Here is a 12,605-nt window from a genome sequence, read left to right on the forward strand (position 1 = left end):
AATCGCGAGGAGCGTTTATGCTCCCCTTTGCTTTTGAAGTCAACCACTTTTTTCCCGTTTCGCGAAACTTTTTGTTTCGCCGTGAGAAGCAGTCGTTTTCTTCAATCGCGAGGAGCGTTTATGCTCCCCCTCGCCTCACAAGTCAACCACTTTTTTGCATCCAGACCAAATCGCCCTGCGCAATGTGTCATTCCCGTGACGCGAGAAAAGCACTTTAAGCAAACACCCCTAGCGTGTCAACACAAAAACCAAAATTCATCAAATCTTCCCCGCAAAGCCCCAACAACCGCCAATTTCCGCACCCCACCCCACCCTTCCACCATAAAGCCACCCATCAATCAATAATGAAGCACCCACAGATGCCCCGAGGGCGAGCAGTATCCACAATATTTCGTTATCTGGCGAATTGTGCTTGACTTGCCACCGCACTCGCCTTACATTTCGCCATATAACGAATTGAAAAAGACATCCACCTTCCTGAGGGGTTTTGTTTATGCTCACATATGTCTCAATAATTCGGGCTCTTGGAGATGAAAACCGCCTGCGGATACTCATGGCGTTGCGCCAACGCCCTCTGTGCGTTTGCGAGATAACCACGCTTTTGGGCTTGGCAGCATCCACCACATCCAAGCATCTCTTTATATTGCGCCAGGCCAGACTGATCGAGAGCATCAAGAATGGACGCTGGGTTTACTACCGATTGCCCGCCAAACCAGTGGATTGCGTACGCGATGCGCTTGCGCTCACCATACGTGAGCTGGCCGGCTGCCCGCAGATATTGCAGGACGACGCTACCCTGCCTGGCATTTCACATAACACGAACATCCATGAATTTTTCAAGCAAAAGCATATTCCCGTACCTGCCGACCAACCGGACGGCAGCGAGGAAGAAGCGGCAGCACAGCACGGCAACCAGCCGTAATTTCAGGAGACTCTTAATGGATTCCACCAAGCTTGCTCCCTTGCAGGCCACAGCCTGCTGCGCTTCATGCGGCCCCGTACCCAGCAAAGGGCCATCTTGCGATCAAGACCACGGCTGCTCGTGTTGCACACCCACCCCAACCACTGACACTGCCGCAGATCAGGAATACAGCTGCGCCTGCTGCTCGAGCGATCACGACCACGAACACGGCCCGGAAGATCAAAGGCGCGAGCTGATTAAAATGGGCATCTCTGCCCTGCTGTTTGCCATCGGTATGGTTGCAGACGACAAGTTTGAAGCCTTCATGCCAAGCTGGCTCGTCATAGCCGTATTCTACGCCCTGCCATATATATTGTGTGGCTATGAGGTATTGCGCGTTGGCTTCAAGAGCATTTTGAAGGGCGACTTTTTTAATGAATTCACACTGATGGGCGGCGCGACCATAGCGGCCATAGCTCTGGGGCAACTGCCCGAGGCTGTAGGCGTGATGCTGTTTTACTGCGTGGGTGAATTTGTGCAGGAACGCGCCGCAGGGCGCTCGCGCCGCTCCATCAAAGCCCTGCTTGCGGCCCGGCCTAGTGTTGCCCATGAAATGCTGGCCGATGGCAGCACGCGCGACGTGGAACCGGAGGTTCTTGGCCCCGGCAGCCACATTCTAGTACGCCCAGGCGAAAAGATTCCTCTGGATGGAGCTGTGCTTGAAGGCGAATCACAGGTTGATACCTCGCCCCTTACAGGCGAATCCGTACCTCAGCGCATAGCCCCCGGCAGCCGCGTGTTGGCCGGAACCATCAATCTTAACGCTGCGTTACGTGTGGAAGTTACCACGGCTTTTGCCGATTCATCCATTGCACGCATACTTGAGATGGTGGAAAACGCCGTGGCCCGCAAGGCTCCCACGGAGCGTTTCATCACCCGCATGGCCCGCTGGTACACCCCGGCCGTAACCGGCATCGCCCTGCTGGTGGCAGTGCTGCCGCCACTGTTTGGGCTTGGCCCCTTCTCGCAGTGGATATACCGCGCCCTGGTGCTGCTGGTTATTTCGTGCCCTTGCGCCCTGCTCATATCCATTCCGCTTGGCTACTTTGGCGGCATCGGTGCAGCCTCGCGACGGGGCATACTTATCAAGGGCGGCGCTGTGCTCGACAGCCTGCGCGACATCCGCGTGGCGGCTCTGGACAAAACCGGAACCCTCACCGAAGGAGTGTTTGAAGTAAACGCCCTGCTGCCCGCCCCTGGCATTGCAGAGACAGACCTGCTGGCCGCAGCCGCTCTGGCAGAGAGCCGTTCAAATCACCCCATTGCGCGTTCCATCCTGCGTGCCGCGCACAACCATGGAATTATTACTGACGACGCATCCCTCACCAGTATGCAGGAAGTGCCCGGCATGGGCGTGGTAGCCGCCACAGCCGCAGCGGAGCTGTTGGCGGGCAACGCCGCCCTGCTGACAAGCCGTGGGCTTACCCCAATGGAGGTGAACCTCCCCGGTAGCGTGGTACACGTTGCAAGGGATGGCAAGGTGCTGGGCGCGCTGGTGGTGGCCGACCGCCTCAAGCCGCAGTCGCCGCAGGCCATTGAAGACCTGCGCCATCTTGGCGTGCAACAGATTGTCATGCTCACGGGCGACCGGGAAGAACAGGCCCGCCCCGTGGCCCAACAGCTCAAGCTTGATTCGCTGCGCGCAGGCCTGCTGCCCGAAGACAAGGCCGGAGCCCTCGAAGCCCTTGGCCCGGTAAAGAATACCATCTTTGTGGGCGACGGCATCAACGATGCCCCGGTGCTGGCAACAGCCGGCGTGGGCGTGGCCATGGGCGGCCTGGGCGCAGAGGCGGCCATTGAGACAGCCGACGTGGTGATTCTGGACGACAACCCCGCCCGCCTGCCAGAGCTTTTGCGCATAGCACGCCGCACCCGAACCATCGTGTGGCAAAACATTGTCATGGCGCTGGGCATCAAGGGGCTGTTCATGGCCCTTGGCATCGTGGGACTCTCCGGCCTGTGGGAAGCCGTATTTGCTGATGTGGGCGTGGCGCTGATGGCCGTGCTTAACGCTGCCCGCGCAGGCAAGATAGAAAACTAGCCAGGAACAGCGGGGGAAGGAGCACTGGCTTCTTCCCCCGCTGTTCTTTATATGGATACGATTGCTGCCGGACAAAACAGCCGGACTAACGCACCGGGTTCTCGATGCTGTAACCGCCCGCTTCAAGCGCTGTTTGGGCCAGATCAAGATTCTCGGCCTTTACAAGTATATAATCCGTATCAAAGGTGGAAACGGCAAAAATACTGATGCCCGCCTTTGCCAGCACTGTTGAAATACCCGCCATCACGCCGGTGAGGACAAAATCCATTTTTTCGGCCACTCGCAGGGCGCGCCAGCCGTCCTCTCGGGCAAGGGTGGCGTGGGGCACATCCACAGTCAGACACACCACCGAAATTTCGGCATCTGTCTTGCCCACAAAGAGCCACGGAATGTTAAAATTGACGGCACGCAGGTTCTCGACCTTGCAAACGCTGAACTTTCCTTCAATTATTTGTAGCCGCATGCTTACTCCGTCTGTTTATGCCGTCAAGTTATCCCGTGCAGGGAAGTTTGGGCCGGAACGAGCATACACCTAAGAAAGCAGCATTTTCAAGTGCCGGTAAGCCAGAGCCGTTGCCATGCGCCCCCGTGGAGTGCGTTTCAAAAAACCGCACTGTATGAGATAGGGCTCGTAAATATCCTCAATGGTACGCACTTCTTCCGAGCAGGCCACCGCCAGGGTTTTGATGCCCACTGGCCCGCCGTCGTAATGCTTGATGAGCACTTCCAGCAGCTTGCGGTCCATCTGGTCAAGACCCAGCTCATCCACATCCATGCGCTTCAGCGCAGCCGAGGCCTGGTCGCCAGTCACCATGCCGTCGCCGTGCACCAGCGCAAAGTCGCGCACACGGCGCAACAGCCGGTTGGCAATACGGGGCGTGCCGCGTGAACGACGGCCAATTTCCGCCGCGCCGTCGGTGGTCACCTCCACCCCAAGAATGCGCGCCGTGCGCTGCACCACGCGGGCCAGATCGTCGGGCGTGTAGTATTCAAGCCGCGCCACAATACCAAACCGGTCGCGCAGCGGCGAAGATATCAAGCCCATGCGAGTGGTGGCCCCCACAAGGGTAAAGGGCTCAAGATCAATCTTGACCGTGCGCGCCGCAGGCCCCTGCCCGATCACAAGATCAAGCTTGAAGTCTTCCATGGCTGGGTACAGCACTTCTTCCACGGCAATGGGCATGCGGTGGATTTCATCCACAAAAAGGATGTCGTGCCGGTTGAGATTGGTGAGGATGGCGGCAAGATCGCCGCTACGCTCAAGTACCGGCCCCGATGTGCACACAAGGTTGACGCCCAGCTCGGATGCCATGATCTGTGCCAGAGTGGTTTTTCCAAGACCGGGGTTGCCGTAAAAAAGGGTGTGATCGAGGGCCTTGCCTCGCTCTCGCGCTGCGCCAAGGTACACGCGCAGGTTGGCGCGCAACTCGTCCTGCCCGATAAAATCGTCAAGGCTGCGGGGGCGAACACTTTCGTCGATGCCCGTGCCGCAGTCTGTGGCGCAGGCAAAGTCCTGACTGGTGGAATCAGACATCAGGCCTTACCTCTGGCGAGCGCCTTGAGGGAGGCGCGCAGTGCACCGGTAACGTCAAGATCCGGCTCTTCGTGCAGCAGTTTTTTAACCAGCGGGGCGCACTCGTCCGGCTCGTAGCCAAGGTTGCCAAGGCCGTCGAGCACATCACGAAACACCGAACCGGGCCTCGTGCCAGAGCTCAGCACCGCAGCCTGCGGCACATCCTCGACCTTGAGCTTGTATTTGAGCTCCAGAAAAACGTGCTCGGCGGTTTTTTTGCCAATGCCCGAAACGCGGGTGAGGGCCAGCACGTCGTCTTCCAGCACCACACGGCGCAGGTCGTCGGGCCTGAAAATGGAAAGAATGCCCAAAGCAGTGCGCGCGCCTACCTTGGAGATGGAAACCAGCACCTCAAAGGTCTGTCGCTCTTCAAACGTGGCAAAGCCAAAAAGTTCCAGCGCGTCTTCACGCACGGCAAGACTTGTGTACAGAGCCAGGGGCTCCCCCCTGCCGGGCAGGGCGGCCAGCGTATGGGCAGGCAGGGCCACTTCGTAGCCCACGCCACCCTCGGTAACGATCAGGCAGGCATTGCCCCATATTTCGGCCAGTCGGCCTTCAAGATAGGCGATCATGGATTCCTTGCGAAAAGTAAAGGTTGCTAGCCCCAAAAGCATAAACTGCCCGGAAGCATAGACTGAAAGGCGGAGGGTTTCAAATGGCGCTTGCCATGCTACTCCCGGCAGGATTTTACAGAGGGCTAGCCGCCAATACCCACCATGTGCTTGTCGGCCACGGCTGCACCCTTTTTGCGGGCCTTGAGCAGATCGGCGCCAATGGGCTTGCCGGCGCAGGCCATACGCACAACGCGGGCCAGTTGGGCGTCGTCAAAGCGGGGGCTGCGCAGAATGCCGCGCAGGTGATACTCTCTGTCGTCAAAAAGACAGGTGCGCAGGTTGCCGTCGCTGGTGAGGCGCAACCTGTTGCACGTGCCGCAGAAGTGACACGAAACAGCGGTAATGAACCCCAGCCGCCCCTTGCCGCCGCGCACGGCAAACATTTTGGCGGGGCCAGCCTCTGCGCTGCTGTCCTGCACAGGGTCAAGCTGCACGCGGCGCTCGGCCTCTGCCCGTATGTCTTCCGCCGACCAGAAGGTTTCCGGCCCCCAGAGCGTGCCGCTGCCCATGGGCATAAATTCGATAAAGCGCAGGTCCACGGGCATGGTGCGCACGGCATGGACAAAATCGTCCATCTGCCCGTCGTTGACCCCGCGCATGGCTACGGCATTAATCTTTACGCGAATGCCCGCCCGCAGCAGGCCGTCCAGCGAAGACAGCACCGCGGCCAGCATGTCGCGCCCGGTGACCCTGGCAAAGGTGTCGCGGTCAAAACTGTCGAGCGAAAGGTTTACGGCGCTCACACCCACCGAGCGCAGCAGGGGAATGTGCGGCTCAAGCAGGGTTCCGTTGGTGGTAAGGCGCAGATCAAGAGAGGGGTAACGCGAATGCAGCTGGTGCAAGAGTTCTTCACAGCCCTTGCGGGCAAAGGGTTCACCGCCGGTCAGCCGCACCTTTGAAACGCCCAGCGAGGCCATCATACCCACAAGGCGCACCATTTCCTCATACCGCAGCACCTTGGGGTGGGGTATGAACTTCTGGTTTATTTCGCTACGGCAGTAGGCGCAGCGCAGGTTGCAGCGATCTGTGACTGAAAGACGCAGGTAGCGTACTACGCGGCCATGCGCGTCACACAGCGGGCCGGAGCTTTCAACTGCCCGTAATTCATTGCCCGAAGCCGTACAGTTGCCAAGAGGGGCAAATGGATTTACACATGTTTGCATGAAACACCTGCTATTCGGAGCCGCCCTGCTGGGCTGCCTTTGCATGACCATACCCGCTCTGGCCTGGGACGGTTTTGATGCCGATTCCGCCGACCTTGTAGAAGTCATCCCCGACCGTGCTCCCTCCAAGGGCGACACAGTGGATGTGCGCAACTACGACAAGGATGCCACAGAAACCTGCCTGGTAGAATCTGTTGTCCGCAATGCCCGCACAGTGGAGCTTGTGGTACGTACGCCAGCCGGAGTAGCCCGCACCCTTGTAATGGAAGGCCGCTAGCGGCGCTGCAAAAAGCCTTTTTTCTGCCGCTGCCTGTGCCCGCACCCGCGGCCTGCAAGCAAAGACAGCTGCGGCCTTTTAACCGCAGCCGTCCAGGCAAACTTCTAGTTCTCGTCCGATCCTGCCTCGTGGCCCGGCAAAAGAATGCTGGGGCTCTCGGCCTGTCCCTGCCCCTTTGGGCACTGGGCCTGCAAATGGCAGATCTCGCAGCCGCCCTTGAAGGGATAGTGGGTAACCACGGCATAGCGGCGCGTGAGCGTTCCGAACACCTCGCGGTATTCGATACCCAGAGAAGCCAGCGCTTCGCGCAGGGTTTCGGTGGGGCGCGGTGAAGGCGCACAGCCCGCTTCTTCCACCTGCGGCAGGGCTTCCTGCACGGCGGCCATGCACATGAACTGGGCAAGGTTGTTGATCATGAAACCGTCAGAGGCAGATTTGCCCCAGGCTTCGTCAACCTGATTTTCCACTGTTTCCGGCAGCCATACCACCAGATACGAAATTTTTCCCGCCACAATCTCGCTCACGTTCAACTGCGGCAGCCACTCGCCCCATAGGCCCACAAGGCGCTCAAGAACAGCACCGCCGAGGCGTGTTTCCTTGCTCATGGACATGAAGGCTTCAAGATCAAAATAGGGCTGCATTTCATGCTGCCGGATTTCATACGCTTTGCTGCTTGCCTCGCTCACTTGCTCTCCTTGGGTGCTCATTGCCTGATTTGCCCATGCGCTGCCGCGCCTGGCCGTGCTTATGAGCCGCACCTGATATTCTATCCATGCAATGGGCATCGTCAAGGGCATGTTTGCCGCGACAAGGCTGGTACATGACCGCCAGAACGGGGCCGCATGAGCATTTTACGCGCTACAGACCGTTTTTGAACCTTTTTATGCCGCCTTGCTCCGGGGTTAGGCCGTGCCGTATTACGCCGCCTTCTGCGATCACACAGCCGCCTTTACTTGGCAGGGGCTCTTTTTTATCATATGCAATTGCCGCACAACTGATGTAGCTGCAAACGGGGCCTCAGCCTGCGGTCTGGCCCCGATACCACACACCACAAGGATGCCGCATGAACAAGCCCAGTGACCACCCCGCAAAGATCCGCTATAAATATCAGATGGATGAAAGCGCAAGACTGCAAACAGCCCACGGTGTTTGGGGCGGTATAAACCCGCAGGGCGAGATTGAAATGAATTTTTATCACGAAAGTGACGCCCTGCCCGCTTTTTCTGAGCAACTGGTGGCCCCCGACGGCTCCATCGGCCACGAGATGACCCCCGGCGACATGGACGCGCGCGAAGTAAACCGCTGCATCCACAGCCGCATACTGCTCAACTACCACACGGCCCGCGCCGTGCTCGACTGGCTTGAAGACCGCGTGGCCGCCCTTGAAGAAGAAAGCGCGTCAGGCATGTACGACGCAGACCTGGACATAGAGCAGTAACAACCATCATGATTGAAAAGACGTACCATATCATCACTTTTGGCTGTCAGATGAACGTGCACGACTCCCACTGGCTGGGGCGTGCCCTTGGCGCTCGCGGTTTTTTTGAAGCGCCGCTCGAAGACGCACAGGTGGTGGTGGTCAATACCTGTTCCGTGCGCGAAAAGCCGGAACAGAAGGTTATGAGCACACTTGGCCGCATCCGCCAGGTTACGGGCGGCAACCCCGCCGTACTGGTGTGCGTGGCCGGTTGCGTGGCCCAGCAACTGGGCGAGAGCATTTTTGAAAAAGAAAGCCAGGTGCGCCTTGTGGCGGGCAGCGACGGCATTGGCAATGCTCCGCAGGCCATCGAGCGTCTGCTCGAAAACCCCGCCCAGCGTCTCTCTCTGCTCGACTTCACCAGCCAGTACGTGGAGCGCGAGGCCACAACCGAACCCGGCGTGGTCAGCGGTGCCGTGGCCTATGCCAACATCATGCAGGGGTGCGACAATTTTTGCGCCTACTGCATAGTGCCCTTTACCCGTGGCCGCCAGAAATCGCGCAGCAGCACTGCAATCATTGATGAATGCAAGGTACTGCTCGACAATGGCGCGCGGGAGATCACCCTGCTGGGGCAGAACGTCAACGCCTTTGGGCAGGACAAAAGCGGCGACGGCACAAGCTTTGCCGCCCTGCTGCACAAAGTGGCCGCCCTGCCGGGTCTTGAACGCCTGCGCTACGTCACCCCGCACCCCAAGGATATGGGGCCGGAAGACATAGCCGCCTTTGCGGAACTGCCTCAGCTGTGCCCCCGCCTGCACCTGCCCATGCAGGCCGGTTCAGATGCGGTGCTGGCCCGCATGAAACGTCGCTACGACAGCGCGGCCTTTCTTGACCTTGTGGAACGTCTGCGCGCGGCGCGGCCCGATCTGGCCCTTTCCACAGATCTTATAGTGGGCTTTCCCGGCGAAACAGAACAGGATTTTCAGGACACATTGAGCATGATGCGCGCCAGCAACTTCATGTCCAGTTTTTCCTTCTGCTATTCCGACAGGCCGGGCACGCGGGCATCGCTGTTTCCCGACAAGATTCCCGCCGAGGTCGCACAGGACAGGTTGCTCCGCCTTCAGGCACTTCAGGACGAGCTGGGCGCGCGCTGGTTGCAGCAGCGGGTTGACGACGAAACAACCCTGCTTATTGAAAACCGCAGCCCCAAGGAAGGTCAGGGGCCGGAACCCAGCTGGCAGGGGCGCGACCCCTACGGCGCGCCTGTGCACGTGGAACTGCCCGCTCAGGCAGACCACACGGGCCGTCTGGTTCGGGTGCGCGTCAGCCAGGCCAAAAAACACAGCCTCATGGCCCAACGACTGGGGGAACCATGGTAGAAATGCGCGTTTTCGGCCTCACCATCGACCCGCAAAGCAAAACGCCCATCGTGGTGCTGCGCGAGGCCAGCGGCGACGCCGTGCTGCCCGTATGGGTCGGCGCCATGGAGGCCATGGCCATTTCGCTGGTACTCAACAACGAAAGCCTGCCCCGCCCGCTCACGCATGATCTTTTTCTCATGACGCTCAAAGCCTTCAAGGCCGAGCTGCGGCGCGTGGAAATCAACGACCTGCGAGAAGGCACATACTATGCCGTGCTGGTACTCTCTGGCCCGGATGGCAGAACCCGCATAGACTGCCGCCCCTCGGACGCCATTGCCCTTGCCATGCGCGCCGCTGCTCCCATTCTGGTGGAGGAGGAAGTGCTGCGTCTCTCGGCCGAAGAGCAGCAAAAAGTCGAACAGGGTACGGCTGTTGAAGTAAGTACTCCCGTGCCCGACGCGGCCACGGACATGGTGCGCCGCGCGGGAGCCCGCAAGGAAGCCGACATGCTGAGCGGAGCGCTGATGCGCAACGGCGAGCTGCCTACATCGCTTTCTGCCGATGAAGAAACCCGATATCGCGACTTGCTGCGCTCTCTTGACCCTGTTTCGCGGCGCAAAATGTAGCCCTGCGCAACACCCTGTTTTTATTGCAGGCGGCTGTTTCTGGCCGCTGCCATCATACTTTTGGCTGCACCTCGCCGCCAGTCCGCTTTTTTTGCCGCCATTTTTCCCGCCGGGCCTTGCGCCAGCAGGGTTGCGGGCCAAGTCTACAAATAATCTAAATTTTTTTGCCCGCCGCAACAAACCGAAAGTACAGATAAAATTTTCGATCTCGCGCCAATGGCGGCTTTCAGCGCCCTAAAGATATACTGCCCGGCTCCGATATGAGCAGCAATGGGGAAATGAACCATGCTGCACTATCGTCTATTCAAAGAAATCAACGATCTTTTCGCCTCTGGTCGAGACGAACAGGCCCGCCGTCTGCTCATGGAAGTGCAGTCGCGCAGTATCGCCCTGCACGACGAGGTAAACCTGCTGCAGACCCGGCTTAAGACGCTTGAGGAAGCCATGAGGCTTTCGTGCAACCTGTTCCGGCGCAACGGTCTGTACTGGCTCAAGGCGCAAGACATAAACCTGGGGCCCTTCTGCCCGCACTGCTACGACCACGAGGGCGGGCTTATCCGCCTTGAGCGCAGCAAGGGCACACTCCACTGCCCCTACTGCCACACGGTTATTACCCCCCCTACGCACTTTGAGGGCGCCAGCGACGACACACCTCGCGCCCGCATCATTCCCTTTGCCAACTAGCGCAAGCCTCTGGCAAGGGGGCTTGCCTATTCCTGCAACCAACCCTCGGATAAACAATATTATTTTTTAAAATATGCAGGTTACAACAGCATTGTAACCGTGATTTCATAAATTTTACACCGCAGTTTTCTTGCGCATGCCTCCGGCAGGGGATATAGTCTTTTTACGGAAGACCCCGCCCGCCACACTGCACCAGCGGGCTTCAACAGGTCTGTCTGGCAAGGACTCGCATGACCCGCCCACGTCAGATACATGTTCTGCTCCTCAGCGAAAGCGAATCTATGGCCGCTCTCGATCGGCGCGCCCTGCGCGAGGTGGGAGCAGACCGCATAGAAGGCCTTACCTCTGGCGTTGCGGCAGCCCGTATACTGGCTGGTCTGGACGAAGCCCCTCCCTCTTTTCAGCCCGACGTTGTAGTTTGCTCGCAGCGGCTTTCAGACATGGAAGGCGAACAGTTTTGCGCCATCATGCGCCTGCACCCCATGCTGCTCGACATGCCCGTGCTGCTCATACTGCCGCACGACAGCGAAGTGGAACAACTTCGTACCCTTGGCTGCGGAGCCAGCGCCCTGCTTGCGCGCCCCTACTCCATAGACCAGCTCAAGGCACATCTCGATTTTCTCGTTGCCACACGTCCCTCACTGGACGATCTGGACAAGGCGGGGCAGCTTACTACCACCAGAGCTTTTGACGATGCCCTGGCCACCTACGGCATTCTGCTCAAACCCATACGCCAACCCGAAGACTACTTTCGCGTAGGCATGCAATGCCTTGAACAGCGCAAATGGAACAGCGCCATCAACGCCTTCCAGCGGGCCATGCGCGGCGCGCTTATTCAGGGCAAGGCCGAACTTGGCATGGCCGCAGCGTGGAAGGGCAAGGGTGATATGGCGCGCTACCGGCATTACCTTTCACAGGCCGCAGCCACCTTTGTGCGCGCCCGCCAGTGGAACCGGGCGCGGGCCGTATACGGGCGCATGCTGCAGGAAGACCCCAACGCACGCAGCCCCTTTTTGTCAGAGGCTCTGCAGCAGATGCGCCAGGGCAACTACGATCAGGCCGCAGGCATTCTTGCCCAGGGCTACGAAATTACACCACGCCAGCAGATTACCGAGCGCATGGCCCAGATATGCCTTGCAGCCGACACCTCAGCCGAAATGCTTGCGAGCATGGAGACCTGCCTTGAGCAGGCACTGGGAGCAGACGCCCGGGCTCTGAGCGAAGAAATACGCACCACGCTTGATGGTCTGGCTGTGGAGGCCGAAACCAAAAAGCTTGAAGATGCGGTAGAACGCCAGTGGCGGGCAGGCAGAAACGCGCGTTCGCGCGAAGAAGCAGACAGCACGGCGACCGATGCGCCCGAGGATTCATTGTCCCAGCTTGCCACGCCTCCCGCTTCCGCCGCTGGTCAGCAAGCAGGTGCGGGTACGGCACGTGTGCCGCGCTCGGGTGCGCGCCAGCGTGGGCAGGTGGGCATTGCCCTGGCCGAAGATGAATATGACGACCCGCCCTCGCAGCAGGGCGTTGCCGCCCGGTCTGGAACGCTGCGCGCAGGGCAGGGGGCAACTGCGCCGGTCATATCCCTGTGGGGCGAACAGGACGGCACGGCTCCCGCGCAGTCTGGCGCTTCTGCCGGGCAATCAAATGGCGTTGCCGGTCAGTCTGACCGCAACGACGAGGGTGGCTCGCAAAAGATCACCCCGGCGGGCACACCCATTCCGCCCCTGCTTGATCCGCTTGCCCGGGGCAAGAGTGCAAGCGGCCCCTTTGGCGGCAAGAGCAGCCTCAGCGACATGATGTCCATCGTCAAATTTACCTGGAAGCAGGCCTTCCGCAAATAGCGCAAGCGCCCCCTTCTGGCACTGCCGCATGGCGGCAAGTA

Annotated in this window: 13 protein-coding genes; 8 read left to right on the top strand and 5 right to left on the bottom strand. The window is 59.4% G+C overall.

Annotated elements, in window-relative coordinates:
* Positions 1-493 precede the first annotated feature (493 nt).
* Both F8N36_RS10440 and F8N36_RS10445 read left to right on the top strand, forming a co-directional pair.
* Positions 494-922: a metalloregulator ArsR/SmtB family transcription factor gene (locus tag F8N36_RS10440; RefSeq protein WP_291332753.1), complete on the top strand. Its 429-nt coding sequence runs from the start codon at positions 494-496 to the stop codon at positions 920-922.
* A gap of 16 nt (positions 923-938) precedes the next feature.
* Complete coding sequence (locus F8N36_RS10445) at positions 939-3,002, top strand: heavy metal translocating P-type ATPase (protein WP_291332754.1); 2,064 nt, start codon at positions 939-941, stop codon at positions 3,000-3,002.
* Between the two features lie 85 nt (positions 3,003-3,087).
* Here F8N36_RS10445 and F8N36_RS10450 read toward each other — a convergent pair whose 3' ends face one another.
* From F8N36_RS10450 to moaA, 4 genes are all read right to left on the bottom strand, one after another.
* Positions 3,088-3,465, bottom strand: coding sequence for an ACT domain-containing protein (locus F8N36_RS10450; protein WP_291332755.1), 378 nt, complete (start codon positions 3,463-3,465; stop codon positions 3,088-3,090).
* A 69-nt stretch (positions 3,466-3,534) separates the two neighbouring features.
* On the bottom strand, positions 3,535-4,536 hold the full coding sequence (gene ruvB, locus F8N36_RS10455) for a Holliday junction branch migration DNA helicase RuvB (RefSeq protein WP_291332756.1): 1,002 nt from the start codon (positions 4,534-4,536) through the stop codon (positions 3,535-3,537).
* Positions 4,536-5,147 (bottom strand): Holliday junction branch migration protein RuvA, encoded by a 612-nt coding sequence (gene ruvA, locus F8N36_RS10460; protein ID WP_291332757.1) that lies wholly within the window; start codon positions 5,145-5,147, stop codon positions 4,536-4,538. The genes ruvB and ruvA overlap by 1 nt, the downstream gene beginning before the upstream one ends.
* Positions 5,148-5,272: 125 nt before the next feature.
* The gene (gene moaA, locus F8N36_RS10465; RefSeq protein WP_291332758.1) at positions 5,273-6,352 is read right to left on the bottom strand and encodes a GTP 3',8-cyclase MoaA; all 1,080 of its coding nucleotides are present in this window, start codon (positions 6,350-6,352) and stop codon (positions 5,273-5,275) included.
* Here moaA and F8N36_RS10470 point away from each other — a divergent pair.
* Positions 6,351-6,629 (top strand): DUF5334 domain-containing protein, encoded by a 279-nt coding sequence (locus F8N36_RS10470; protein WP_291332759.1) that lies wholly within the window; start codon positions 6,351-6,353, stop codon positions 6,627-6,629. The genes moaA and F8N36_RS10470 overlap by 2 nt on opposite strands.
* A 104-nt stretch (positions 6,630-6,733) precedes the next feature.
* On the opposite strand, the gene F8N36_RS10475 is transcribed toward F8N36_RS10470, so the two are convergent.
* Positions 6,734-7,336 (bottom strand): hypothetical protein, encoded by a 603-nt coding sequence (locus F8N36_RS10475; RefSeq protein WP_291333073.1) that lies wholly within the window; start codon positions 7,334-7,336, stop codon positions 6,734-6,736.
* A 356-nt stretch (positions 7,337-7,692) separates the two neighbouring features.
* Between F8N36_RS10475 and F8N36_RS10480 the strand changes: the two genes are divergently transcribed.
* The 5 genes from F8N36_RS10480 (at position 7,693) to F8N36_RS10500 (ending at position 12,564) form a co-directional block, all read left to right on the top strand.
* On the top strand, positions 7,693-8,067 hold the full coding sequence (locus F8N36_RS10480) for a hypothetical protein (protein WP_291332760.1): 375 nt from the start codon (positions 7,693-7,695) through the stop codon (positions 8,065-8,067).
* Between the two features lie 8 nt (positions 8,068-8,075).
* Entirely contained in the window at positions 8,076-9,431 is a 1,356-nt protein-coding gene (miaB, locus tag F8N36_RS10485) for a tRNA (N6-isopentenyl adenosine(37)-C2)-methylthiotransferase MiaB (RefSeq protein WP_291332761.1), read from the top strand.
* Positions 9,425-10,039 carry a bifunctional nuclease family protein gene (locus tag F8N36_RS10490; protein WP_291332762.1) on the top strand — a complete coding sequence of 205 codons (615 nt, stop codon included), beginning with the start codon at positions 9,425-9,427 and terminating at the stop codon, positions 10,037-10,039. Before miaB ends, F8N36_RS10490 begins: the two co-directional genes overlap by 7 nt.
* Positions 10,040-10,324: 285 nt before the next feature.
* Positions 10,325-10,723 carry a hypothetical protein gene (locus F8N36_RS10495; RefSeq protein ID WP_291332763.1) on the top strand — a complete coding sequence of 133 codons (399 nt, stop codon included), beginning with the start codon at positions 10,325-10,327 and terminating at the stop codon, positions 10,721-10,723.
* Positions 10,724-11,004: 281 nt separating this feature from the next.
* A complete protein-coding gene (locus tag F8N36_RS10500) occupies positions 11,005-12,564 on the top strand; it encodes a histidine kinase (protein ID WP_291332764.1) in 1,560 nt (519 codons plus the stop codon).
* Positions 12,565-12,605 lie beyond the last annotated feature (41 nt).

This window comes from Desulfovibrio sp. (assembly GCF_009712225.1).
Taxonomy (GTDB): Bacteria; Desulfobacterota; Desulfovibrionia; order Desulfovibrionales; family Desulfovibrionaceae; genus Desulfovibrio.

What these genes read in the sequence shown, in the direction of transcription:
- F8N36_RS10445 (WP_291332754.1), top strand. Translation starts at nt 939, where the DNA reads ATGGATTCCACCAAGCTTGCTCCCTTGCAGGCCACAGCCTGCTGCGCT.
- F8N36_RS10490 (WP_291332762.1), top strand. Translation starts at nt 9,425, where the DNA reads ATGGTAGAAATGCGCGTTTTCGGCCTCACCATCGACCCGCAAAGCAAA.
- F8N36_RS10495 (WP_291332763.1), top strand. Translation starts at nt 10,325, where the DNA reads ATGCTGCACTATCGTCTATTCAAAGAAATCAACGATCTTTTCGCCTCT.
- F8N36_RS10440 (WP_291332753.1), top strand. Translation starts at nt 494, where the DNA reads ATGCTCACATATGTCTCAATAATTCGGGCTCTTGGAGATGAAAACCGC.
- F8N36_RS10500 (WP_291332764.1), top strand. Translation starts at nt 11,005, where the DNA reads ATGGCCGCTCTCGATCGGCGCGCCCTGCGCGAGGTGGGAGCAGACCGC.
- ruvA (WP_291332757.1), bottom strand. Translation starts at nt 5,147, where the DNA reads ATGATCGCCTATCTTGAAGGCCGACTGGCCGAAATATGGGGCAATGCC.
- F8N36_RS10450 (WP_291332755.1), bottom strand. Translation starts at nt 3,465, where the DNA reads ATGCGGCTACAAATAATTGAAGGAAAGTTCAGCGTTTGCAAGGTCGAG.
- ruvB (WP_291332756.1), bottom strand. Translation starts at nt 4,536, where the DNA reads ATGTCTGATTCCACCAGTCAGGACTTTGCCTGCGCCACAGACTGCGGC.
- miaB (WP_291332761.1), top strand. Translation starts at nt 8,076, where the DNA reads ATGATTGAAAAGACGTACCATATCATCACTTTTGGCTGTCAGATGAAC.
- F8N36_RS10475 (WP_291333073.1), bottom strand. Translation starts at nt 7,336, where the DNA reads ATGAGCACCCAAGGAGAGCAAGTGAGCGAGGCAAGCAGCAAAGCGTAT.
- moaA (WP_291332758.1), bottom strand. Translation starts at nt 6,352, where the DNA reads ATGCAAACATGTGTAAATCCATTTGCCCCTCTTGGCAACTGTACGGCT.
- F8N36_RS10470 (WP_291332759.1), top strand. Translation starts at nt 6,351, where the DNA reads ATGAAACACCTGCTATTCGGAGCCGCCCTGCTGGGCTGCCTTTGCATG.
- F8N36_RS10480 (WP_291332760.1), top strand. Translation starts at nt 7,693, where the DNA reads ATGAACAAGCCCAGTGACCACCCCGCAAAGATCCGCTATAAATATCAG.